This window comes from Clostridioides sp. ZZV15-6388 (genome assembly GCF_020657755.1).
Classification (GTDB): Bacteria; Bacillota; Clostridia; order Peptostreptococcales; family Peptostreptococcaceae; genus Clostridioides.
Map to the genome: position 1 here is coordinate 165,685 of NZ_JAGWCU010000005.1, position 24,453 is coordinate 190,137.

The 24,453-nt window shown below is 28.5% G+C and carries 20 protein-coding genes, 1 tRNA gene and 1 other annotated feature; of the genes, 19 read left to right on the forward strand and 2 right to left on the reverse strand.

Going from position 1 to position 24,453, the window contains the following annotated elements; translation table 11 throughout:
- The first annotated feature begins 347 nt into the window (after nt 1-347).
- Nucleotides 348-860, forward strand: a complete 513-nt coding sequence (locus KGF48_RS05245; protein WP_227867806.1) for a hypothetical protein — start codon at nt 348-350, stop codon at nt 858-860.
- 372 nt (nt 861-1,232) lie between these two features.
- Here the strand turns inward: KGF48_RS05245 and KGF48_RS05250 are convergent, their stop codons facing one another.
- Complete coding sequence (locus KGF48_RS05250; protein ID WP_227867807.1) at nt 1,233-2,330, reverse strand: aminotransferase class V-fold PLP-dependent enzyme; 1,098 nt, start codon at nt 2,328-2,330, stop codon at nt 1,233-1,235.
- 290 nt (nt 2,331-2,620) lie between these two features.
- On the opposite strand from KGF48_RS05250, the gene glpK reads away from it, so the two are divergent.
- Together glpK and KGF48_RS05260 are read left to right on the forward strand one after the other, a co-directional pair.
- Nucleotides 2,621-4,147, forward strand: coding sequence for a glycerol kinase GlpK (gene glpK, locus KGF48_RS05255; protein WP_227839046.1), 1,527 nt, complete (start codon nt 2,621-2,623; stop codon nt 4,145-4,147).
- Between the two features lie 39 nt (nt 4,148-4,186).
- Nucleotides 4,187-5,305 (forward strand): ethanolamine utilization protein EutH, encoded by a 1,119-nt coding sequence (locus KGF48_RS05260; protein ID WP_227867808.1) that lies wholly within the window; start codon nt 4,187-4,189, stop codon nt 5,303-5,305.
- A gap of 108 nt (nt 5,306-5,413) precedes the next feature.
- Here KGF48_RS05260 and KGF48_RS05265 read toward each other — a convergent pair whose 3' ends face one another.
- Nucleotides 5,414-6,178 (reverse strand): DeoR/GlpR family DNA-binding transcription regulator, encoded by a 765-nt coding sequence (locus KGF48_RS05265; RefSeq protein WP_227829488.1) that lies wholly within the window; start codon nt 6,176-6,178, stop codon nt 5,414-5,416.
- A gap of 259 nt (nt 6,179-6,437) precedes the next feature.
- Between KGF48_RS05265 and KGF48_RS05270 the strand changes: the two genes are divergently transcribed.
- The 16 genes from KGF48_RS05270 (at nt 6,438) to KGF48_RS05350 (ending at nt 24,003) form a co-directional block, all read left to right on the forward strand.
- Nucleotides 6,438-6,528 (forward strand) — tRNA-Ser (locus KGF48_RS05270).
- Nucleotides 6,529-6,622: 94 nt separating this feature from the next.
- Nucleotides 6,623-7,411: a flagellar motor protein gene (locus tag KGF48_RS05275; protein WP_227829489.1), complete on the forward strand. Its 789-nt coding sequence runs from the start codon at nt 6,623-6,625 to the stop codon at nt 7,409-7,411.
- A 20-nt stretch (nt 7,412-7,431) separates the two neighbouring features.
- Entirely contained in the window at nt 7,432-8,172 is a 741-nt protein-coding gene (locus KGF48_RS05280) for a flagellar motor protein MotB (RefSeq protein WP_227839045.1), read from the forward strand.
- 180 nt (nt 8,173-8,352) lie between these two features.
- The gene (locus KGF48_RS05285) at nt 8,353-8,727 is read left to right on the forward strand and encodes a hypothetical protein (RefSeq protein ID WP_227839044.1); all 375 of its coding nucleotides are present in this window, start codon (nt 8,353-8,355) and stop codon (nt 8,725-8,727) included.
- 92 nt (nt 8,728-8,819) lie between these two features.
- Nucleotides 8,820-10,280, forward strand: a complete 1,461-nt coding sequence (locus tag KGF48_RS05290; RefSeq protein ID WP_227867809.1) for an extracellular solute-binding protein — start codon at nt 8,820-8,822, stop codon at nt 10,278-10,280.
- A gap of 50 nt (nt 10,281-10,330) precedes the next feature.
- On the forward strand, nt 10,331-13,360 hold the full coding sequence (locus KGF48_RS05295) for an EAL domain-containing protein (protein ID WP_227839042.1): 3,030 nt from the start codon (nt 10,331-10,333) through the stop codon (nt 13,358-13,360).
- A 78-nt stretch (nt 13,361-13,438) separates the two neighbouring features.
- Nucleotides 13,439-15,505, forward strand: coding sequence for an ATP-dependent helicase (locus KGF48_RS05300; protein WP_227839041.1), 2,067 nt, complete (start codon nt 13,439-13,441; stop codon nt 15,503-15,505).
- Nucleotides 15,506-15,847: 342 nt separating this feature from the next.
- Nucleotides 15,848-16,062, forward strand: a binding site (T-box leader).
- A gap of 228 nt (nt 16,063-16,290) precedes the next feature.
- Complete coding sequence (locus KGF48_RS05305) at nt 16,291-17,106, forward strand: transporter substrate-binding domain-containing protein (RefSeq protein ID WP_227839040.1); 816 nt, start codon at nt 16,291-16,293, stop codon at nt 17,104-17,106.
- Between the two features lie 27 nt (nt 17,107-17,133).
- Nucleotides 17,134-17,811, forward strand: coding sequence for an amino acid ABC transporter permease (locus KGF48_RS05310; RefSeq protein ID WP_227839039.1), 678 nt, complete (start codon nt 17,134-17,136; stop codon nt 17,809-17,811).
- 59 nt (nt 17,812-17,870) lie between these two features.
- Nucleotides 17,871-18,593 carry an amino acid ABC transporter ATP-binding protein gene (locus KGF48_RS05315; RefSeq protein ID WP_227839038.1) on the forward strand — a complete coding sequence of 241 codons (723 nt, stop codon included), beginning with the start codon at nt 17,871-17,873 and terminating at the stop codon, nt 18,591-18,593.
- Between the two features lie 639 nt (nt 18,594-19,232).
- Nucleotides 19,233-20,384, forward strand: coding sequence for a cysteine desulfurase family protein (locus KGF48_RS05320; protein WP_227867810.1), 1,152 nt, complete (start codon nt 19,233-19,235; stop codon nt 20,382-20,384).
- A gap of 45 nt (nt 20,385-20,429) precedes the next feature.
- Nucleotides 20,430-21,605, forward strand: a complete 1,176-nt coding sequence (gene thiI, locus KGF48_RS05325; protein ID WP_227829499.1) for a tRNA uracil 4-sulfurtransferase ThiI — start codon at nt 20,430-20,432, stop codon at nt 21,603-21,605.
- A gap of 38 nt (nt 21,606-21,643) precedes the next feature.
- Nucleotides 21,644-22,018, forward strand: a complete 375-nt coding sequence (crcB, locus tag KGF48_RS05330; RefSeq protein ID WP_227839036.1) for a fluoride efflux transporter CrcB — start codon at nt 21,644-21,646, stop codon at nt 22,016-22,018.
- A 46-nt stretch (nt 22,019-22,064) separates the two neighbouring features.
- A complete protein-coding gene (locus KGF48_RS20535) occupies nt 22,065-22,868 on the forward strand; it encodes a prepilin-type N-terminal cleavage/methylation domain-containing protein (RefSeq protein WP_285891666.1) in 804 nt (267 codons plus the stop codon).
- Between the two features lie 253 nt (nt 22,869-23,121).
- Nucleotides 23,122-23,760: a nitroreductase gene (locus tag KGF48_RS05345; RefSeq protein ID WP_227829501.1), complete on the forward strand. Its 639-nt coding sequence runs from the start codon at nt 23,122-23,124 to the stop codon at nt 23,758-23,760.
- 102 nt (nt 23,761-23,862) lie between these two features.
- The gene (locus KGF48_RS05350; RefSeq protein ID WP_413894784.1) at nt 23,863-24,003 is read left to right on the forward strand and encodes a zinc ribbon domain-containing protein; all 141 of its coding nucleotides are present in this window, start codon (nt 23,863-23,865) and stop codon (nt 24,001-24,003) included.
- Nucleotides 24,004-24,453: the final 450 nt, after the last annotated feature.

The window sequence follows — 24,453 nt, forward strand, 5'->3', positions numbered from 1 at the left end:
TTGATTATATGATTTTATAAGTCAAAAATAAGTAAACTATCAATGAAATACATAGTGAGATTAGTTTTTTGAATGTAGTATTTTTAGTAAATAAGTAGGTTTGAGACATATGATAAATTTTATTTTATTAAAAACAAAGTTTATTAAGTTCAATAAATACAATATTAGAGTAATTAAAAATTTTATTTTTTTAATTCAACTATTCCCTAAAAAGGCAGGTTTTAAGGAAGAGTTAAATTAAAAAGTTTGGTTACATAATAGTAATTTTAGTTACAAGAATGAAACTGTAAAAATTAGATTTTTATTTATATAATTTCACTAAGAACATTTAATTTAGGAGGTAAAATATGAAGTTAAAAAAATTAAAAACTGGTATGGTCATGGCATTGACAATAATAGCTATTGGGACGTCATTGATAAATGTATCAGCTATGGAATTAAACAGGAGTGAAGAATTTGAGATTAAGTACAGTGAAATGAAAAAAGAATTTCAAGAAGAGTATGGAAAGGAAGATGAATTCAAAGTCGTATTAGATGATGAATTTACAAAAGAAGAAGTAAATGGAGCTAAAGGGATTATAAAGACAACTAATAAAATGAATAATGAAGTTGTAGTTTTAAATTATTTTGATGAAATGAAATCAGGAATTGAATTCGAATTAAAACCAAAAGCTGAAAAAAATGTAGTTTTAAGGGCTGAGTTTCAACAGGGATATGGAAAGGAAGATAAATTTAAAGTTGTACTAAATGATGAATTCACAAAAGAAGAGGTAAATGGAGCTAAAGGGATTATAAAGACAACAGATAAAGAAACAGGTGAAGTCATTGTATATAATTACTTTGATGAGCTTGAAAAGTAATATTTAAAGTATTTAATAAAAAAGAACTAAATTTAAAAGTATATAGTGTTATGTATAGATTTTAAACTTATAATAATCTGTGCATTTAAATAGCCGAATTGTATCAAAAATATAAAAGAATCAAGTATAAAAAGAGTTAAATATAAAAAGAATTGTATAAAAATAAATTTTTAATATAGGGGTGAACTTTACATATTAGAGTTCACCCTTATAAAAAAATATAAAACAACATTTGCCTATATTTAATGTTCAAGTATATTTTTGAATATGTTTATATAGAGTGACTATTTATAGATAGCTGTTATTTACAGGCTATAATCTAGTTTAACTTTAGATATTTATATAGTTTTTTTGTTTATGGTCTTTAGATATTTATATAGCCTTTTTAATTTCTAGTTTTGATTTTAAAATATCAAGGAATTTATAACAATCGTCTGGATAAATTTCTCCCATATTTGCAACTTGGAACATATTATCATCTAGAAATTTACCTTTTCCTGGATATACCACATAACCATTTTCTTCTTCTAGTTCTAATATAAATCTATTCATATCGATTTCTTTAGGAAGAAATACAGACGTAACAGTATTAGACATATACTTATCTGGAAGTAAAAATGTTAGACCTAGTTCTTCCATACCATTTCTTAAAATAGCAGAACATTCTTTATATCTTTCTATCTTACTGTCATCTTCTAAAAATTCAGTTAAAGCTTCATTAAGGGCAAATATTAAAGTGACATTAGGTGTATTTGGTGTTTGAGAAGATGATTTTGCAAGCTTATAATGTTTGTAAAGGCTAAGATACACATTTTTACATTGACTTTCTTTAATATTTTGTAAAACGCTTTCTTTAGCACAAAGGTATGCAGAGCCTGGAAATGCTCCAAGGGCTTTACCACCAACACCTGTTATTATATCTATATTAAACTCATCAACATCAATGTATTCACCAGCAGATGCACTTATTGCATCAACAAAAAATATTTTGTTATATTTTTTTGCAAGTTTTCCTAATTCAGGCACAGGATTTATCATTCCTGAACTAGTCTCATGAAATACCATAGCAATTACTTTTATGTCAGGATTTTCAAGTAAGTACTTTTCTAAAATATCTAAGTCTGGATATTCAGCCCATTTAAAGTCTGGCTTGTAGGTTTTAACACTATAAGCAGATAATATTTCTTCTAGCCTTTCTCCAAATACACCATTACTAACTAATAAAGCAGCATCTTCTTTGTCAAATATAGAAGATAATACACATTCATTTACAGATGTTCCAGAGCCAGATACAACTAGAGAATAATAATCATAAGTTGCATTATATAATTTACTGATTTTTTGCTGTGTATCTTTAAATAAATTCATGAATTCATTTCCTCTATGACATATATCATAGTGAAGAAGTGAATTTCTAACCCTATCTGTAACCATTACTGGCCCAGGACTAAATAGATATGTTTTTTTCATTGCAAATCCCCCTTAAAGTTTAATTTAAATTTTAGAATGACTGTTTATGTGCGGATATTAAAAGTTTATGTGTTAATTTAACTAGATTATAGAATATAATTAATAATATTGCAATAATATTTTAATTAAAATACTTTAACAATCAAAAAAAGTAAAAAATACAAAAAATATTGTAATAAATATTGTATAAATCCCCAAAATGATATAGAATATAAATAAGTTAAATAGATTTTATATTCAAAAAATAATAAAAAGTCTATTAATTCTGAAAATAAAGGGGGACGTTTAAAGTGAAATATGTATTAGCAATTGATCAAGGAACAACAGGAACAAGAGCAGTATTAATAAATGAAAAATCAGAGTTTGTTTTTAGTGATTATATGGAACATACTCAAATCTATCCACAATCTGGATACGTCGAACATGACCCTATAGAAATTTGGAATAACACAAAAACTGTAAGTAATAATGTACTACAACAAGCTTTTAAAAGTGGAATAGACGAAAGTGATATAAAGGGAATAGGTATAGATAATCAAGGTGAAACAGTAATGCTATGGGATAAAAATACAGGTATGCCACTATACAATGCAATAGTATGGCAGTGCAGAAGAACCTATGATTATGTTGAAAATTTAAAGAACATACCAGGATTGGAAAATAAGATAATAGATAAAACAGGACTAATCATAGACCCTTATTTTTCAGGGACAAAAATTAAGTGGATAATACATAATGTAAAAGGTGTAAAAGAAAAAATCAAAAATGGAGAAGTTCTCGCAGGAACATTAGATAGCTGGTTAATTTGGAAAATGACAGGAGGAAAGTCTTTTTTAACTGATGTTTCTACAGCAGCAAGAACCATGCTTTTTAATATAAGAGATATGGATTGGGATAGAGAATTACTTGATATTATAGGAGTTCCTAGAAGTATTTTAGCAGATATAATGCCTACAAGCGGTGATTTTGGGACTACAGATAAAGAGGCATTTTGTGGTGTATCAATAAAAATTACTGCTTCAATGGTTGACCAGCCAGCAGCTCTATTTGGAAATGGATGCTTTGAGCCAGGTATGGTTAAAAATACTTATGGAACAGGATGTTTCTTATATATGAATATAGGTGAAGAGCTGAATATAGCGGGGAATGGTATATTAACAACTGTTGCCTGGAAAATAGGAGACAAAATTACATATGCTTATGATGGTGGAGTCTATATAGCAGGTGCTGCAATACAGTGGCTTAGAGATGGAATTGGAGTTATAAAAAATTACTCAGAAACTGATGATATGGCTAACTCAATACCAAGTACTGGTGGTGTATATTTTGTTCCAGCATTTGCAGGGATTGCAGCGCCTTATTGGGACCAATATGCAAGAGGTACAATGGTTGGTATAACAGGAAGTACTAAAAAAGAACATATAGTAAGAGCTACTCTTGAATCTGTTGCACTTCAGGTTAAAGATGTCGTTGACTCTATGAATTTAGCTTCGGGAAAAGATATAAAAATGCTAAGAGTGGATGGCGGAATTACAAAAAATAATTTTACAATGCAGTTTCAATCCGATATATTAGATATACCAATTGAAATTGCAGAAAATCCTGAGACAACAGTGCTTGGAGTAGGATATATGGCAGGTCTTTCCTGTGGTGTTTGGAATAGTATTGATGAAATTAGAAATGAGTTTACAATAAGCAAAAAATACACTCCAAATATGACCAAACAAAAAAGAGAAGAAATTTTGCTTGGATGGAATCAAGCAGTAAAAAGAGCTATGAATTGGGAAAACGATACCAGAAAGATGTGTGCTAATTAAAGTACAACATAGTATTTACATGTATAGGAGGAATTAAATATGCCCTTTGATAAAGTTATATTATATATAATGGCTGTAGGGGTGCTTTTAGGAGCATTAGATAGGATAATTGGAAATAAAATTGGGCTTGGTGAACAATTTGAAGAAGGCTTTAATTCAATGGGCCCACTAGCCTTAGGGATGGTTGGTATAGTATGTCTAGCTCCAGTTATCTCAAATGTATTAGGCCCTGTAATAATACCGATATTCAATTTATGTGGAGCAGACCCATCTATGTTTGCAACTATATTAGCAAATGATATGGGAGGGTATCCATTAGCGATGGAACTTGCACACAATAAAGAAGCAGGGATGCTTGCAGGATTAGTTGTATCGTCAATGCTTGGATGTACACTTGTATTTTCAATCCCAGTAGGACTAGGTCTTATAGAATATGAAGACAGACCATTTTTTGCAAAAGGGTTATTAATAGGATTAATAACAATACCTTTTGGAGGGATTGTAGGAGGAGTGATAGCAGGATTTAATTTATCAATGGTGATTATAAATATGGTGCCAGTAATAATATTAGCAGTACTATTAGCAATAGGTTTGAAAGTAAATTCAACACTTATGATAAAGGGGTCTTTAGTTTTTGGAAAAATTATATCTATATTGATAACGATAGGATTAGGTGCAGCAGCATTTCAAGAAATAACAGGTATAGTACTTATAAAAGGAATGACACCTATAAGAGAAGGTATTCAAGTAATTGGAAGTATTGCAATAGTATTGTTGGGTACTTTTCCTATACTACATTTAGTAGTTAAAGTTTTAAATAAGCCACTTACAGCAGTAGGTGGAAAATTAGGTATGGATGCAACAAGTGCAGCAGGATTAGTTTTCACTTTAGCTAATAGTATTCCAGTGTATAAAATGATGAAAGACATGAGCCCAAAAGGAAAAGTAGTAAATACTGCATGGTTAGTCTGTGCAACAGCAGCACTAGGTGATCATCTAGGATTTACAGCAGGAGTAGTTCCAGAGATGATTACACCTGTTGTAATTGGAAAGTTAGTTGGTGGAGTATTGGCGATTGCACTTGCTATGGTAATGACAAAAGATTTAACAGCAGAAGAAGAGCAAAGTAGTAAAATGAAAAAAGACATAGTGACATAGCAAAGGCACAGTATAGTTTAGGTATAAATGGAGCTAAATAAATAATTATTTGGCTCCTTAACTTTAATCAATGATATTTTATAAGGAATTAAAAATCAATAATACAAACTAATTATCAGCGATGACTAAAGGTATTCCTTTTTGAGAAAATTCTATAATTATATCGTGGTCTATACTAGCAGATGTAATAATAGTATCTATATGTTCTATAGGAGCAACTGAAGCAAATGAATTTATTCCAAACTTAGGTGGCTCAACAACTACTATTGACTTTCTAGACCTTTCAATCATTTTTTTTCGAACAAGTGATTCTTCTAAATGATAGTCAGAAATACCATTTTCAAGTGTAATACCTCCAGCACCTAAAATTGCCTTATCAACATTAAATTGTTCAATTGCTGCTAATGTAAGTGGTCCAGAAAAAGAACCTTCAGTTTCTCTAAGATATCCACCAAGTACATATACTTTTATATTAGTATTCATAAGTTCATTTGCAACCAAAATTGAGTTAGTTATTACAGTTAAGTTTTTTTTGTCTTTTAAATTTTTTGCAACTTCAAGGACAGTAGTTCCAGTATCCATGAAAATAGTGTCATTTGTGTTTATAAGTTCACTACATTTAAGAGCAATTTGTTTTTTATCATTTGAATTTATCTTTTTTCTTTTAACATAGTTAAGTTCTACGCTACTTGCTATAACTGGTATAGCACCACCATAAACTCTTTTTAAAAGTCCAATACTTTCCATATGTGCTAAGTCTCTTCGAGCTGTTTCTATTGATATATCAAACATTTGGACTATGTCATTTATTTTAATTATATTATCTGATTCGAGAATACTTAAAATTTTCTCATATCTTTCCTGTGGTAACATGGAAAATCCTCCTTGGATTAATATTATTTTAGTTTTAAGCATAACTTATGATGAATTAAGGATTTATGTCTATATGTTAATGTGTGTAGATTTATTAAATAATATTATAAGCGTTATGCAAGATAATTTTACCATATTTCAAACTTACATTTAAGTAAAAAAGTGAAAATAGATATTTAATGACTTAAAATACCTTAAATTTCATAAATTAATTGACTAAAATATAATTTTATTATATAATTTAATTGCATAGAAATACGGAGAAGTACTCAAGTGGCTCAAGAGGATCCCCTGCTAAGGGATTAGGCTGGGTAACCGGTGCGAGGGTTCGAATCCCTCCTTCTCCGCCAATTATCAAAGGCTATTCTTGTTGAAGATAGTCTTTTTGTAATGTCTATTAATAAAAACAACCTAGCAGACATGATTAAAGAAAGGAGGGAATATATGACAACTTTAATTTTCTTTATAGTGGGAATAGCATCTTTAGTGGTTGCTTTCGTTATTGATGGGGGACACATTGGAGCATTATTTGTATTCTCATCGGCACTTGTTGTTTTTGGTGGAACTATAGGGGCTGTTGGTGCTTCAACACCATTTCCTGTGTTCAAAAAATCCATAAAGATAATGTTGTTAGCCTTTAAAAATAAAAAGCCTAATAATATAGAAAACATAGTTTATTTTAAAGAAATTGCAATCAAAGCTAGAAAAGAAGGTCTTCTTAGTATTGATAAAGAAATAAGCGAAAATGATGAATTGGACCCATTTATTAGAAAAGGTCTTGAGCTTATGGTAGACGGCGTTGATGCAGCTACAATAAGAAACATATTAGAATCTCAGATACAGATAACATCAAAAAGACATAAAGAAGGAATAGCAATATTCGATTCAGCAGGAGGGTATGCACCTACACTGGGAATCATAGGTACAGTTATGGGATTAGTACATATTTTAGGAAACCTTTCGAGTAATCCAGATGCACTTGGACCTCAGATATCTGTAGCGTTTTTAGCTACTTTATATGGTGTTGGTTCCGCCAATTTAATTTGGTTACCAATAGCATCAAAGCTTAAAGCTATAAATCAACAAGAAACTAATGAAAGACTTTTAGTGATAGAAGCGATACTATCTATACTTGAGGGCGATAATTCTAATTTAATGACAGAAAAATTAAAGATATTTTTAAATTCAAAAGAATTAATTGAACTTGGAGAAGCTGATGGTAGAGTTGAATAATATAAAAGGATGGAATATTTATGTTACATGATGAAGACGAAAAAGAAGAAAATAATGAGCGATGGCTTTTAACTTATTCCGACCTCATAACATTACTTATGATTTTCTTTGTCATAATGTATTCTATGAGTAATGTCGATGCAGAGAAATATAAACAATTATCTCAATCTTTAAGTTCTGCATTTGGTGGTTCTTCTGGAGTTATTGAAGGTGGACAAAGTAAAATAGAACCAGTAGTTGACCCAAACAATAATAATCTAGATAGTTTACAAAATCCTGAGTTTAAAGAAGTTGCTGAAAATATTCAAAATTATTTAAATGAAAGTGGATTGGCAAATTCGGTATCATTAAAAGCTCAAGATAGAGGACTAGTAATAAGCCTTAAAGATACTATCTTATTTGATACTGGAAAAGCTGTTATAATAAATGATTCTAGAGATAAGATTATTCAAATAGGTAAGATGTTAAATGAAATGAATAGTTATATAAGAGTAGAAGGTCACACAGATAACCTATCTATAAAAAATTCTGAATTTAAATCTAATTGGGATTTATCAGTCATGAGAGCAACCAATGTTGTCCAACTTCTTATTGATAGTGCAGGTATTGCACCAGATAAGTTGTCTGCTGTAGGATATGGTGAATTCAGACCAATAGCTGATAATTCATCTCCAGATGGCAAATCAAAAAACAGAAGAGTTGATATAGTCTTGGTTGATAGTAAGTTCGATGATGTAGAAAATGTTGGAGAAAATAAATAGTTAAATATGCTATCTCAATACAGAATTATTTCTAATACAGGGATAGCTTTTTTATGCGAAAATTAAAAATAGATGGTTAGTAAGTTACCTTTTTGTGAGAATATATGGTATCTTAAATATATAATATTTAAATTATGAAAGGACTCAATTTTAAAATTGATATCAAAGGTGAGTAAATAAATGGGTAATAAGAATAAAAACACAAAATATAAAGATAAAACAAGGGCAAGGTATAATAAAAAGGTTGAAACTTTAAATAAAGAGAAGTTAAAAGAATCTAATAAACAACATAAAAAAGAAGATAAGATTACTGCTATTATTAATAAATCTAGTATTGTATTATGTATTCTTTTAGTAATATTTTCTTTACTTTATCTGTTTAAGTTAGTTCAGCTTAATATAATAATGACACTTTTAGTAATTACAGTGGCTATTCAACAAGGTCTGGTATCATTTGGTGCATTTAGAGAGAAGAATTATGCTAAAGGTATATTTTCAATATTTGTAATCATTTGTTTTCTAGTTGCTTTTAAATATACTGTTAGTCCTATTTAAATATATCAGTAAATATTTTATAATTAATATAAGTAATTAAGTTACGGTTTTAATGCTATAATAAATCTTATACATTTGAAGGAGTCGATTTTATGAATAGGAATGGATTTGTAAAATTAATTATCACATCAATGATTGTTTTATTACTTACAGGGTGTGATTTGAAAAAGGAAGAGAGCTATAAACTAGATCCAGAAAATCCGACATCAATAGAAATTTGGCATTATTATAATGGACAGCAAAAAATGGCGTTTGATAAGCTAGTTAAGGAATTTAATGACACTGTAGGTGCTGAAAAAGGAATTATTGTTGAAGCGTTTAGTCAGGGAAATGTAGTTGATTTATCTGAAAAGGTGTTAGATTCTGCTAATAAAAAGGTTGGTTCTGAAGAGGTTCCAAATATTTTTGCAGCATACTCAGATACTGCATATGAAATGGATAAATTAGAACTATTAGTAGATATTGGCAAGTACATAAGTAAAGATGAATTAAATGAGTATATAGAAGAATATGTAGATGAGGGTAGACTAAATTCTGATAACAAATTTAAGCTTTTTCCGATTGCAAAGTCTACTGAGATTTTGATGTTAAATAAGACAGATTGGGATAAGTTTGCCAAAGCAACAAATTCAAATATAAATGATATACAAACAATTGAAGGATTAGTAGAGACATCAAAGAAATACTATGAATGGACAGATAGTTTAACAAAAGAGCCTAATGATGGTAAAGCATTTTTTGGAAGAGATGCTCTAGCAAATTATATTATTATAGGAAGTAAGCAGTTAGGAGTAGAAATTTTTTCGGTGAAAGATGGAAAAGTTACACTAAATCTTGATGAAAAGGTTATGAAAAAATTATGGGATAATTTTTATGTCCCATATATAAATGGATATTTTGCATCTTATGGTAAATTCCGTTCTGATGATGCAAAAACAGGAGATATACTAGCTCTTGTTGGGTCTAGCTCAGGAGCATCATATTTTCCAGATGAAGTAATGTTAAATGATAATGAGAGTTATAAAATTGAGACGTCTGTATTTCAAGCTCCACGTTTTAAAGATAAAGAAAAATATGCTGTACAACAAGGGGCAGGAATGGCTGTAACAAAATCTACTAAAGAAGAAGAATATGCATCAGTAGAATTTTTAAAATGGTTTACAGATAAAGAGTCTAATATAAAATTCTCTATTGCTTCTGGATACTTACCAGTAAAGAAAAAAACCAATGATTTGAATGTTATAAAGGATGTCATGAATAAAGATGATTTAAAGGTATCAAGTAAAGTTGAAAGTTCAATTGTTTCATCTATTGAACAAATTAATAGTTGTAAGTTGTACACTAATAAAGCATTTGATGGTGGGACAAAAGCCAGACAAATCCTTGAGTATTCAATGATTGATAAGGCCAAAGGAGATTTAAAGAAAATAAATGAATTAATAAAAAATGGAACCTCTAAAGAGAATGCAGTAGCACAATTTAATAATGATGAAAATTTTTCAGAATGGTTTTTGAATTTTAAGACTGAGCTTGAAAATGCTGTAAAAGAGTAGGTGAATTGGCAACGTGTACCAAAATGCACAAAGGTATGGGTGGAATAAATATGGAAAATAATCTAAAAAAGAATAACTCAATAATGAAAAAGATGATATTTCCTCTAATTATTGTTATGCTAATTCAAACAAGTTTATTTTGTGCCACAATTTTATGGGGAGGAACTATTAAAAAACTAAATGACAATTCATTTGACATTTTAAATGAAAGAGTAATTAATCGTAAAAATTATATACAAAATGAGATGTTACAAAGATGGTCAAAGACAAGCGAGACAGAACTAGCTATTAACTCATCTGTAAAAAAGGTTTTAGATGAAAATAATGCCTCAATTAAAGATGTGGGTATCAACGAAGAAATTAATAAAGAAATTATAAAAAATATATCAAAAGATTTAATATATCTTTTGAGAAAAAATTCTGTTACAGGTTCTTTCATAATTTTAAATAACAAAGATATTGAAGATGATTCAATAAATAGTAAAGATGAAATAAGTAGGACAGGATTGTATATAAGAGATTTAGACCCTAAATTTAATCCTAATGATAATTCTGATTTACTAATTGAAAGAGGCTCTTCAGAGATAGCAAGAAATTTTGGAATATCTATGGATAGTTATTGGGCTCCAAAGTTTTTCTTTAAAAGTGAAAATGAACGAAAAGGAGATAATTTCTTTTATAAACCATTTAGAGCTGCAATTGATAATCCAAATACATCAAGTTCTAATTTAGGATATTGGGGAAGTCAGTTTTTATTAACAAATGCAGGAGATAGAGTTATAACATATTCAGTTCCTCTTATTTATGAAGATGGAACTGTATATGGAGTACTTGGAATAGATTTAGGTATAAATTATTTAAGAGAGTTACTTCCATATGGGGAGATAAATGAGAATAAAAAAGGTAATTATATTTTAGGTGTAGATAGAAATGATGATTTGGCATTTGAAAATGTTGTTTCAAATGGGTATACATTTAAAGAAAAATTTTGGGATGGTTTACATTCCAACCTTGAGCAAAAAGAATCTTATAAAAATGTATATAAAGTCAAAAATGAAGATGATGGTAAAATTAAAGAAAGTACTTATGCTAGTGTACAATATTTAGATTTATACAATTCCAATACTCCATTTGAAAATGAGCGTTGGGCTCTTTTGGGAATTATTGAAGAAAAAAGTTTATTGTGTTTTTCAAAAAGAGTGGAAACCTTGGTAATAGTGTCTGTTGCAGTTTCCTTAGTGATAGGGCTTATAGGTATTTATATTGCTTCAAGATTGTTTACAAAACCAATTGTTCTTTTGGTTAATAAAGTTAGAAATAGTAATCCATCAAAACCAGTAAATCTTGATAAAATAAATATATCTGAAATAGATGAATTATCTTCAGCTATAGAGCTACTTAGTGCAAATGTTGCAGATTCCTCATCAAAATTATCACAAATTATTGAAATGGCAGATATGCCAATTGGAGCTTTTGAATTATATAAAAATGGAGATAATGTTTTTTGCACAAAAGGATTTTTTAGTATATTTGCTACAGAAGATGAATTTCAAGAATATGGATATATATCGAAAAGTAAATTTTTAAAAAAAATGAAGGAAATGGATACATATTTACAGAAAAATTATAAGACAGAAAATATATATATATATAAATTTGAGTCTAAAGATAAAACGTCTAAGTGGATAAGATTAAATCTTGTTGAAGATGACTTAAAGATATTAGGTGTTGTTGTTGATGTTACAAAAGAGTTTATTGAGAAAATGAAAATTGAGTATGAAAGAGATTTTGATATTTTAACAAATCTTCTAAACAGGAGAGCTTTTTATTCACAAGTACGAGAAAAATTTGAAAACAAAGAAGAGCTTAAAATAGCTGCATTTATAATGTGGGATTTAGATAATTTAAAATATATTAATGACACCTATGGCCATGATGCTGGTGATGAATATATTAGATGTGCAGCAGATATACTTAAAAAGTTTATATCATGGAATGGTATAGTTTCTAGACTTTCAGGAGATGAGTTTTATGTATTCATATATGGGTATGAAAGTAAAGATAGCATAAGAACTATTATTAACTCTGTTAAGACACAGATGAATAATACCTTATTAAAGCTTCATGATGGAACAGAATTTAAAATAAGAGCATCAGCAGGAATTTCTTGGTATCCTAGCGATTCAACTAACTATGATGAACTAATGAAATATGCAGATTTTGCTATGTATCAAATTAAAAATACAATTAAAGGCGAAGTAAGTGAATTTGATATTAATATATATAATAAAGATTCATTCTTGTTGCATAATAGAGAAGAGTTAAATAAATTAATTGATGGTCAATTGGTTGAATATGCATTTCAGCCTATTGTGGATTGTAAAGGTGAAGTATTTGCATATGAAGCACTTATGAGACCAAAAATGGAAACTTTTAGTTCTCCAATGGATGTTATTAGATTAGCTCGTTCACAGTCTAAATTATATCAAATTGAACGTATCACATGGTTCAAAGCACTTAAATCTTTTAAGAGATATAGGGAAAAATTTGGAGTGTGTAAATTATTCTTAAACTCTATACCAAATAATAATTTATCGAAAGTTGATTTTGAAGAAATAGAAGATTTATATGGTAATTATCTAAATAGGGTAGTGTTAGAAATAACAGAGAATGATAAGATTAGTGAAGATTTTATTGATAAAAAGAAAGTATATATAAATAATTGGAATATAGAAATTGCTCTAGATGATTTTGGAACAGGTTACAATGGTGATGCTGTATTATTGTATATAATGCCAAATTATGTGAAGATTGATATGTCTATTGTAAGAGGTATTGACAAAGATGAAGACAGGAAAAAAATACTAAAAAATCTTATTTCATATTCTAAAGAAAGAAATATTAAAGTTATAGCAGAAGGTGTAGAAACCAAAAGTGAAATGGAGGCATTAGTAGCTATTGGAATAGATTATATTCAAGGATATTACGTTGGTAAACCAGAATTTGTTCCTCAAGATATAAGTGATAAAATTAAACAGGAACTCAAGTTATGTTATGAAAATAGAGATGATATAGTTTAATAGAAGAAAAATTAAATGTATTTTAAGGATACTTTTAGTTTATAATTAAAAAAGAAAATAAGATGATTATAAATTAAGGTGGTGGATGTAATAATCACAACAAATATAGATATAAGACAGTTAAATGAAAATCAACTAGAAGCAGTTGAACATATAGATGGGCCTTGCATGATACTTGCAGGGCCTGGTTCAGGTAAGACTAGGGTAATTACATATAGAATAGCTAATATGGTAGTAAACAAAAATATAGCACCAGCAAGAATATTGGCAATAAGTTTTACCAAAGCATCCTCAGTAGAAATGAAAAATAGAGCATTAAGTTTAAGTGATGATATAAGATTCAATAAAGTAACATATGGTACTTTTCATTCTGTGTTTTTTAAGATTTTGAGGTATTTTGAAAGATACAATTTAGATAGTATATTTGATGAAAAGTCAAAGAGGATAACAATAAAGGCAATATTAAAAAGTCTAAATATAGAAAATGCAGATGATGATGAAAATATAGGACAAGTTATAAATGAAATATCTTATGTAAAAAATGAACTTATGGATAAGAATGAATTTAGTTCAGAAGTGTTGACAAAAGATGAGTTTTTAAAAGTATATAATTTATATGAAGAGCAAAAATCAAAAGTTAATAAGATTGATTTTGATGATATGCTTATAAAGACTTATTATTTGCTTTTGAATAATAAATCAGCCTTAGAAATGGTTAGAAATGTATATAAATACATATTGATAGATGAATTTCAAGATATAAATAAAGTGCAATTTGAGGTTTTAAAGTTAATTTGTAATCCATTAAACAATATATTTGCGGTTGGAGATGAGGACCAAAGTATATATGGTTTTAGAGGAGCTAGACCAGATTTTTTGCTTGAATTTGAAAAATATTTTAATAATACTAAAAAAATAGTGCTGGATGTAAATTATAGGTCTAAAAATGAAATAGTAAATACTGCAAACAGGCTTATAGAAAAAAATAGAAATAGATATGAAAAAGTTATTAAATGTAGTCAAGGCAAGGGAGGCATTGTGAGTTATATTTCTCCATATGATTCAGAGGAAGAAGCTTTACATATTGCCAAGGAAATAATTGACGAAATAAAAAAGGATTATGTAGAGTATTCAGATTTTGCAGTAATTTATAGAACTAATATACAATCAAGAGCCTTAGTAGATGTATTTATGGATATGAGAATTCCATTTGTAGTAAAAGACTCAGTAATTACAATATATGACCACTGGGCAAGTCAGGATATACTAGCATATTTAAGAATAGGTATTAATCCAAAATCAAATAAAGATTGGTTAAGAATTATAAATAAGCCATTTAGATATATATCTAAAGATAGTGTAAATATGGTTAAAGATGAAAAAGATTTTGTAACAGCACTAATAAACAAATGTAACCTTCATCCCAAACAAGTCAAAACAATAACAGATTTGGAGATAGACTTGAGTTATTTGAATACTTTAAATCCTAAAAACGCAATATCTTATATTAGAACTAGTCTTGATTATGATAGATATGTTCTGGATTACTGTAGCAATAGAAAGATAAAGACTAATGGGCTTGTAGAGATATTAAATGAGCTTGAGAGTTCTGCTACAAATTTTAATACAGTGACAGAGTTTTTAGACCATATTGAGAGAGTAAAGACAGAGCTAATGGAAAATAATAAGAATAAACAGACTGATGGTGTTATATTTACAACTATGCATAGTGCAAAAGGATTAGAATTTAGGAATGTCTATATTATAGGTGCAAATGAAGGAACAATACCTCATGAAAAATCATATGATATTTGTAAGGAAGAAAAAAAAGAGGAACAATTAGAAGAAGAAAGAAGACTTATGTATGTAGCTATTACAAGAGCTGAAGAAAAATTATGTATAAGTTCTACTTTAAATAAATATGGTAAAAAAGTTGATAAATCACTGTTTATTGATGATATAAAATCTCCAACTAAAAAAGAAATTGATAGTATTGGTGTTGGTGATAAAGTATACCATAAAAAATTTCACGAAGGCGAAATAATAAAAAAAGATGGAATCATGTTTACGATAAAGTTTAAAGATAGAGAGCGAACTTTAGATTTGAAAACATGTTTATTGAAGAATATAATCCATATTATTTAACTTAGTATATAAAATTTAGTAAGGATAAGATATATCATTTATAAGTATTTAAGCAATGGAAATGAAATAGAAAAATATCATTTATAAGTATTTAAGCAATGGAAATAAACAGAAAGATATTATTTATAAGCATTTAAGTAGTTGAAAAAATAAGAAGTATATTATCTGTAATTTCCTAAAAAACAGAAATAAATAAGAAATACATTATTTATAAATATATGGATAATACAATAAGCATGTAATACAATATCTGAATTTTAGAAAATAAAATTATTAAAAAAATAAAAAACTTATTGACAAAAATATTAGAAGGAAGTACAATTGTATTAACAATTTAAGGAAACAAATCCAGTGATAGAGAAAGTAGCATACATGGATTTACAGCGAGTTAGGGGTTGGTGTAAGCCTAGCAATGAAGTCTATGTGAAGAGAGCTCTGGAGGAAATTATCAGAAGTTTTAGTTAGTATGATAATTGGTTTGCCCGCCTTAAGGGATTGAGAGGATAAGTACTTACTTATCAAAAAGAGTGGTAACGCGGATATAATTCGTCTCTTAGCTGTAAAGCTAAGGGACTTTTTTGATTTTAAAATTAAAATATCCTTTTAGCTATAAAAGCTAAAATTCACAAATTTTGAAGGTTGTATAAGTATTTATCAATAAGAGTGGTAACGCGGTAAAGTCGTCTCTTAGTCATTAAAGACTGAGGGACTTTTTTTGTAACTCGAAACATTAAAGTATTAAAAATTTGAGGGAAAATTATAATTAAAAGAGAGGGGTAGTTAAAATGAAAGTATTTAAAAAATTATTAAGTTTAGGATTAGTATTAGGATTAACATTATCACTAGTAGGATGTAGTGGTGGAGAAGAAAAAACAAAATTAGAGCAAATAAAAGAAAGTGGAAAATTGGTTGTAGGTACTAGTGCAGAATTCCCACCATTTGAATTTCATAAAGTAGTGGATGGTAAAGATTCAATAAAAGGATTCGATGTAATGTTGGCTGAAGAATTTGCAAAGGAACTTGGTGTAAAGGTTGAAATTAAAGATATGTCATTTGATGGATTAATAGGTGCTTTAAATGCAGACCAAGTTGATATCGTTCTTGCAGGTATGTCTCCAACACCAGAAAGAGAAAAGAGTGTTGATTTCTCAGAATTATATTATTTAAGTAGAAATGCAGTTATAGTGAAAGATGCAGATATAGACAAGGTAAAAACTGAAGACGATTTGAAAAAGCTTAGAGTAGGAGTACAGGCAGGAAGTATTCAGGAAGAATATGTAGTTAATACTCTAAAAATGACAACTACAAAATCTTTAAAAGCAATACCTGACTTAATTACAGAATTAAAAAATGGGAATATAGATGCAGTTGTTACTAATGAAGCAGTTTCTTTAATAAATGTTAAGAAATATGATGGAATAAAAATGGCAAACACTGAAGTTGGTAAAGATGTAACAGAAGGTATGGCAGCAGCAATCAAAAAAGCTGATAATAACAAAGACTTTATAGAATTATTAAATAAAAAGATAAAAGAATTACAAGATGGTAAAAAAATAGAAGAATTTTTAAATGAAGCATCTACTGAAGCTGCTTCAAATTAGTAAGAAAGTTATGTGGGAGATGAAATTATGAGTTTAGATTTTAGTTTTTTAAGTAAATTTGGGACTTCTTTTTTGGAAGGAACAGGTGTGACAGTAGGAATTTCTCTTGTGGCATTATGCTTTGGATTTATAATAGGTATAATTATCTGTATGGCAAAAATATCAAAGAATAAAGCATTAAGAGCAATATCATCAATATATATTGAAATTTTAAGAGGGACACCATTATTAGTACAGATATATATAGTATGGTTTGGCTTACCTCAGTTAGGAATAAGATTCCCTATGTTATTTGGTATACCAAGTGAATTTATAGCTAGTGCATTTGCATTGTCAGTAAACTCTGGTGCATATGTGGCAGAGATACTGAGATCAGGTATACAATCAGTTGATAATGGGCAAATGGAAGCAAGTAGATCATTAGGATTAAACTACTGGTCAACTATGAGATATATAATAATACCTCAAGCTATAAAAAATATACTACCTTCATTAGCAAATGAGTTTATTACACTTGTAAAAGAATCTTCAATAATATCTGTAATAGGAGTTGTTGAAATAATGCGTACTGCTGACATAGTAAAAAATGCAGCATTCAGAGCATTAGAGCCATTAATAGTAGCAGCGGCAATTTACTTTGTTATAACATTTACTCTATCAAGATTAGTTGGATTATTAGAAAAGAAACTATCTGTGTCTAACTAGATGAGAGAATATTTGGCATTTAGATAAAACATAGAATAGTATAAAAGGAAAGTGATAATATGATTACAATAAAAAATTTAAGTAAATCTTTTGGAGATTTAAATGTATTAAAAAATATAGACTTAGAAATCGCTAAAGGCGAAATAATGGTTATAGTAGGTCCAAGTGGTTCTGGTAAAAGTACACTTCTTAGATGTATGAATTTATTAGAAATACCTACAGGTGGAGAGATAATATTTGAAGGAAAAAATTTAGTTGATAAAAAAACTAATATTGATGAAGTTAGACAAAATATAGGTATGGTGTTCCAGAACTTTAATTTATTCCCACATAAGACTATTTTAGATAATATAACATTGGCACCAATTAAATTAAAAAAAATGACTAAGGAAGAAGCAGAAAAGAAAGCAGAAGTTTTATTAAGTAGAGTTGGTCTTTTAGATAAAAAAGATTCGTATCCATCACAATTATCTGGAGGGCAAAAGCAAAGGATAGCAATAGCACGAGCTCTTGCTATGGAACCAGATATGATGTTATTTGATGAGCCAACATCTGCTCTTGACCCAGAAATGGTAAATGAAGTTTTGGATGTTATAAAAGAGCTTGCTAAAGAAGGAATGACAATGGCAATTGTAACTCATGAAATGGGATTTGCAAAAGAAGTTGCAGACAGAGTTATTTTTATAGATGGAGGAAGTGTTCTTGAGGATAATACTCCAGAAGAAGTCTTTGGAAATCCAAAACATGAGAGAACAAAATCATTCTTAGCAAAAGTGTTATAATATATAAAAAAAGGATGTATTGATATTAGAAATTCAATACATCCTTTTTTAGTGATAATTAATATAATTTTTAAAATTTAAATTATACTGATATTAACTTTATTTTAACTTGATATTATATTTTTGTAGAAAAAAAAAGAGCTCGGGGTAAGCTCTTTTTTTCCATCGAATTAGTTTCCGATATTAATTCGATTTTTAATAAATATAAAATATATCCTTATGAAAGGGTATTGGGAATAGATATATTAACTAACTAGGGTTACCAGGGGGATAACCTTAATTTATTATAACAAAATGCGACACAAAAATCAATATTTTTTTTGATATAAATTATAAAAGTTATTTTTATAACAAGTAAGCTTATAAAAATAGACTTTATAGCAAAAATAAGCATATGTATAATATAATATATTATTTTATCATATATTGTATGTTATCACGTATTTTTGTAGGGTATAGTATAAACATATTATATTTTAACATAAAATTTTGTAGTTGAGTGAAAAAACTAGATTTTTATGAAAGAAGATTCTATAAACTTAAGATTATCTTTTTAATAAAGATTAACAAAAAAAATACTGTAATTAATGGTATAATAATTAGAGTTGAAGATTTTAAATAAAGGCAGGTGTAATTAAGTTGGAAATATACTTAGATAATAGTGCGACTACAAAACCTTATCCAGAAGTTATAGATAAAATGGTATATGCACTTAGTACGGATTATGGAAATCCTTCTTCTGTTCATAGAAAAGGTGTGGAAGTTGAAAAAGGTATAAAAGAAGTAAGACAGATTGTAGCTAAATCTCTAGGAGCGAAAGATAAAGAGATTTATTTTACATCAGGTGGTACAGAGTGTAATAATACCATAATAAGAGGTATTGCCAATATAAATAAGAAGAGAAGAAATCATATAATATCTACAAATATAGAACATCCTTCTGTTTTAAATACATTAAAAGATTTAGAAGAAGATGGATTCGAAGTAACTTACTTAGAGGTCGGAAAAGATGGAAAGATAAATATAGAAGATTTGAAAAATACTATAAAATCAACTACATGTTTAGTAAGTATGATGCATGTTAACAATGAAATAGGAACTATACAGCCAATAGATGAAGTTGGAAAATATCTGAAGTCTTTAAAAGAGAAGATATATTTTCATGTAGATGCCATTCAATCATATGGTAAAATAAACTTTAGGCCATCTAAATGCAATATAGATTTTATGAGTGTAAGTGCACATAAATTTCATGGTCCAAAGGGAATTGGATTTATGTATATTAAGGAAAACAATCGTTTAAAGCCTATGCTAACAGGAGGAGGACAAGAAATTGGAATTAGGTCTGGAACAGAAAATGTACCTGGAATATATGGGCTTGGAGAAGCTGTAAATATATTAAGTAAAGATTTAGATGCTGTTATTTTGAAGATAAATAACTTAAAAAACATATTTAGAAATAAAATAATTGAGAATATAGAAGATATAAAAATTAATTCTCCAGAAGATGGCGTATGTCATATATTAAATGTATCATTTATAGGTACAAAAGGAGAAGTTTTACTTCATTACCTAGAGCAAAAAGGAATTTATGTGTCCACTGGTTCTGCATGCTCTTCTAAGAAAAAAGGTAGTCATGTTTTAAATGCTATAGGTCTTACAAATGAAGAAATCAATGGAACAATAAGGTTTAGCCTATCTGATATGAACACAGAAGATGAAATATTTGAAGCTGTGAAAGTATTAAAAGAATCAATTTGTGATTTAAGGTCAATAATGAGAAAGAAATAAAGAATACTGTATAAATAATAAGAAGAAAGTAGTTTAAGAGGTGAAATGGTGTATAATATATTAATAGTAAAGTATGGAGAAATTGGAGTAAAAGGAAAAAATAGATATATATTTGAGAATAGACTTATAAGAAATATAAGAAATATGTTAAAGCCAATTGGCAAATTTAATGTATATAAAGAGTATGGAAGAATATATGTTGATTTAGAAGATTATGATTATGAAGAAGTAATTGAAGAAGTTAGAAAAGTATTTGGTATAGTAGGTGTATGTCCTGGAGTAAGAGCTAAAAAAGATTATGATACATTAAAAGAAATAGCTTTAAAGATGTTAGAAGAAAAAATAGATGCTGGATATAAAACTTTTAAGGTAGAGTCAAGAAGAGGAGATAAGTCTTTTAGATTAACTTCTCAAGAAATGAGTATGGATATAGGTGGATACTTATTATCAAAGGTAGGAGATAGAATTGATGTTGATGTAAGAAATCCAGAAGTTAAAATAAAATGTGAATACAGAGAATTTCATACTATGGTTTATAGTGATACTATACCTGGATATGGTGGTTTGCCACTTGGAACTAATGGTAGAGCGATGTCTCTTTTATCAGGTGGTATAGATAGTCCAGTAGCAACATGGATGGTTGCGAAAAGAGGTATGGAAGTAGAAGCAGTACATTTTCATAGCTATCCATTCACAAGTGAAAGGTCACAAGAAAAAGTTAAAGATTTAGCTAAGATATTAGCTAAATATTGTGGTAGAGTAAGACTTCATAAAGTAAATATACTAGAGATACAAAAAGCAATTGGTGAGAATTGTAATGAAGAAGAAGCTACTATTCTTTCAAGAAGATTTATGATGAGAATAGCACAAAGACTTTCTGAAAAAAGACATTGTGATGCTTTGATTACAGGTGAAAGTATTGGCCAAGTTGCATCTCAAACTATACAAGGGCTTACTTGCACTAATGCTGTTGTAAATTTACCAGTATTTAGACCACTTATAGCTATGGATAAATCAGACATAGTTGATATAGCTAAGAAAATAGGGACTTTTGAAACATCTATAATACCTGAAGAAGATTGCTGTAGCGTGTTTTCTCCTAGAAAACCTGTCACTAAGCCTAGACTAGAGAAAATAGAAAAATCTGAGCTGTCACTTGATATAGAAAAATTAGTACAGGATGCAATTGACGGAATAGAGGTTGAAGACATAGAATTTTAATATGGAAGTGATTTAGTTATTTGGGGTAGGTGTTACATGTGATTCAAGTATTATATGTTGGTATTGGTGGATTTTTGGGAGCTATATTAAGATATTTAATATCTCTAAAGTTTGTAGGAACTAAGTTTCCATTTGGGACTTTAGTGGTCAATATTATGGGTGGAATTTTAATTGGTTTTGTGATGGAAATGAGTATAAGAACAAATTCTATTTCTAATAATTTGAAATTGTTTTTGACAACTGGTTTAATGGGAGGACTAACTACATTTTCTACTTTTAGCTTTGAAACTGTAAAGTTTTTTGATAGCGGGAATTATATATTATTTGGACTAAACATATTTTTTAACTTGACATTAAGTATTTTGGGAGTTTTTGTTGGAAGAGCTTTATGTAGACACTTTGTTGCTATATAGCATGTTAAAGTAAATACTATAATTTTATTTAATGGGAATGATTATTATGAATAAAAAGGGTTTTACACTAATTGAATTATTGGTAGTTATATCTATAATAGGAATTTTGGTTATAGTTGCACTACCAGCACTTTTTAAAAATATAGAAAAAAGTAAAGCAGTAACATGTCTTTCTAATAGGGAAAATATAAAGACTCAAATTGTTATTGCTGTAGCTGAGGAACCTAGTAAAGATAAAAAAGAGGTTATAAAAGATGTATTAAAGAATACAGATGGTAAGTATTTTGAAACAGAGCCAAAGTGTAAGTCAGGTGGAACATATTCAGCAGAGTTTGATGATGGTTATGATGGAATAACTGGAGAAGAAAGTATTGCAAGAGTTTATGTTACTTGTACAGAACATCCAGATGGTGTTGAGATGGCTAGGGATGTACATCAAAGTATGAAAGATTTAATTGCATCTTTTGCAGTAGACCCTTCTGTAATACCAGGGTCTTCAAAAGGGAATGATGCTTTTAGAAATTATTTACTAGATAATAAATATAAAAAAGGCTGGCCTACAATTCCAGATGAATTTAAGAAGAAATATAATTTAAGTAAGGCAACATTATATATACAACCATATGCATATAATCCTACTAAATCTGATGCTACTGTAGTTGTATTTGCAAATGATAAGACTGGAGGTAATTGGTACACATCTTTAGTTTATGATTATGATGAAGGTAGATGGTATAAAGGTAACAATGGTATTTCTGTTGCAGGTAGGTCATGGGATGTTGATACAGATACAGTTACGTCTGTAAAAACAGAGATTCATACCAAAACTGGTTGGGGTCCTTTAAATTAATATAGTATATTTTATCAACTTTACTGGTATTAATCGTTCTGTAGAAAAATGATATTTTCTATAGTTGAGTGATACCAGTTTTTTATTGAAGATTATTTGTAGAGTAGATATATTGATATTTTGATATTATAAAAGCTTCACATGTAAGCTAAAAATAATTATAATAAGAATATAAAGAAACTTAATTATAAAATTAAGTTTCTAAAGATTTGGTATTTAAGATAACAAATACATAAAAGGGGGAATAGATATAATGAATAATTTACAAGACAATCAAACAATAAATTTGATACAAGGGCGTAGAAGTATACGAAAATTTACAACAGAGCAAATTACAGATGAACAATTAGATACATTATTACATTGTGCATTTGCAGCACCTTCAGGGTGTAATAAACAGCCATGGCACATAACTGTTGTACAAGACCAAAAACTTTTAAAAGAGATTAGTGATGATACTCTTTCTAGAATTCATGAAGTTAGTAACGTTGAAATAAATAAAAATTTTAAATTATTTTATGGTGCACCAACTGTTTTATTTATTTCTTATGACGAAGAGAGTTCATGGGCTCCATATGACGCGGGAATACTTACAGGAAACATAACAACAGCTGCACAAGCTTTAGGACTTGGGAGTTGCATAATAGGAATGGTTAGGGGACTATTTACACCTGTTGAGCAAGGTGACATTGTGGGTCTTGTAAGTGTTCTAGATAAAGATGATGTAAAAGAATCAGAATCGATAACGATGAAGTTTGATACAAATAAAAAATACAGAGAATTATTAAATATACCAGAAGGATATTGTGTACCATTTGGTATTGCTGTTGGTGTTCCAGATGGGAAATTACCACAAGCTAGAAATGTAGTTTATAAAGTCTCTAGAGTTTAGAATATTTGATTATTTGTATTGTGAGATACAGTTATAAAATTTATCAAAGATAGGCAAAATACTCCATCCTCAACGTAAGTAGGGTGGAGATGTAAGCATGAAATATACTTATCACTTAGAAAATGGGTTTGTCAAGAGTGCAATACACAACATGACAGAGATATAAATGCCAGTGTAAATATATTAAAAGAAGGATTAAGATTAGTGGGGATGGAACAGCCCTTAGAGCCTATGAATGCTTAGTATAAAAGTACTATCAAATAAGAATTTCCACCTTCAAACGTTACCTAAGGTAGTTAAGGTGGAGTAATTCAAGTAATTGAAAATAGAAGGGTGAAGGTTTAAAATAAAAAATTATTTGTTTTAGTCTTGTTTTTTGTTATTTTATATTTGTAGAATAATAAAATGAGTTTAATTAATTTAAGCATTATGTATAAAAAATATAAAGTCGAAAAAGATAAAAAAATAATAATAATATTTTGGGAAAAAGTAGTATAAGATTGAAATAAATAAAAAAGCATGATACAATAAATGTAAAATAAAGGAAAAAGTGACCCTTAGTTATAAAAAAGTCACTATTTATATAATTAATAGTTTTTTTTACATTTATATACATTTTTTAAAAAAATTTATATGTCTATACTATTAAAATTATAATTATTTCTTTATCTTGAAAACAAATGTTCTATACTT

Coding starts and splice junctions, on each gene's coding strand:
- KGF48_RS05245 (WP_227867806.1), top strand. CDS start 348: ATGAAGTTAAAAAAATTAAAAACTGGTATGGTCATGGCATTGACAATA.
- KGF48_RS05250 (WP_227867807.1), bottom strand. CDS start 2,330: ATGAAAAAAACATATCTATTTAGTCCTGGGCCAGTAATGGTTACAGAT.
- KGF48_RS05260 (WP_227867808.1), top strand. CDS start 4,187: ATGCCCTTTGATAAAGTTATATTATATATAATGGCTGTAGGGGTGCTT.
- KGF48_RS05265 (WP_227829488.1), bottom strand. CDS start 6,178: ATGTTACCACAGGAAAGATATGAGAAAATTTTAAGTATTCTCGAATCA.
- KGF48_RS05275 (WP_227829489.1), top strand. CDS start 6,623: ATGACAACTTTAATTTTCTTTATAGTGGGAATAGCATCTTTAGTGGTT.
- KGF48_RS05280 (WP_227839045.1), top strand. CDS start 7,432: ATGTTACATGATGAAGACGAAAAAGAAGAAAATAATGAGCGATGGCTT.
- KGF48_RS05285 (WP_227839044.1), top strand. CDS start 8,353: ATGGGTAATAAGAATAAAAACACAAAATATAAAGATAAAACAAGGGCA.
- KGF48_RS05290 (WP_227867809.1), top strand. CDS start 8,820: ATGAATAGGAATGGATTTGTAAAATTAATTATCACATCAATGATTGTT.
- KGF48_RS05295 (WP_227839042.1), top strand. CDS start 10,331: ATGGAAAATAATCTAAAAAAGAATAACTCAATAATGAAAAAGATGATA.
- KGF48_RS05305 (WP_227839040.1), top strand. CDS start 16,291: ATGAAAGTATTTAAAAAATTATTAAGTTTAGGATTAGTATTAGGATTA.
- KGF48_RS05310 (WP_227839039.1), top strand. CDS start 17,134: ATGAGTTTAGATTTTAGTTTTTTAAGTAAATTTGGGACTTCTTTTTTG.
- KGF48_RS05315 (WP_227839038.1), top strand. CDS start 17,871: ATGATTACAATAAAAAATTTAAGTAAATCTTTTGGAGATTTAAATGTA.
- thiI (WP_227829499.1), top strand. CDS start 20,430: ATGGTGTATAATATATTAATAGTAAAGTATGGAGAAATTGGAGTAAAA.
- KGF48_RS20535 (WP_285891666.1), top strand. CDS start 22,065: ATGAATAAAAAGGGTTTTACACTAATTGAATTATTGGTAGTTATATCT.
- KGF48_RS05345 (WP_227829501.1), top strand. CDS start 23,122: ATGAATAATTTACAAGACAATCAAACAATAAATTTGATACAAGGGCGT.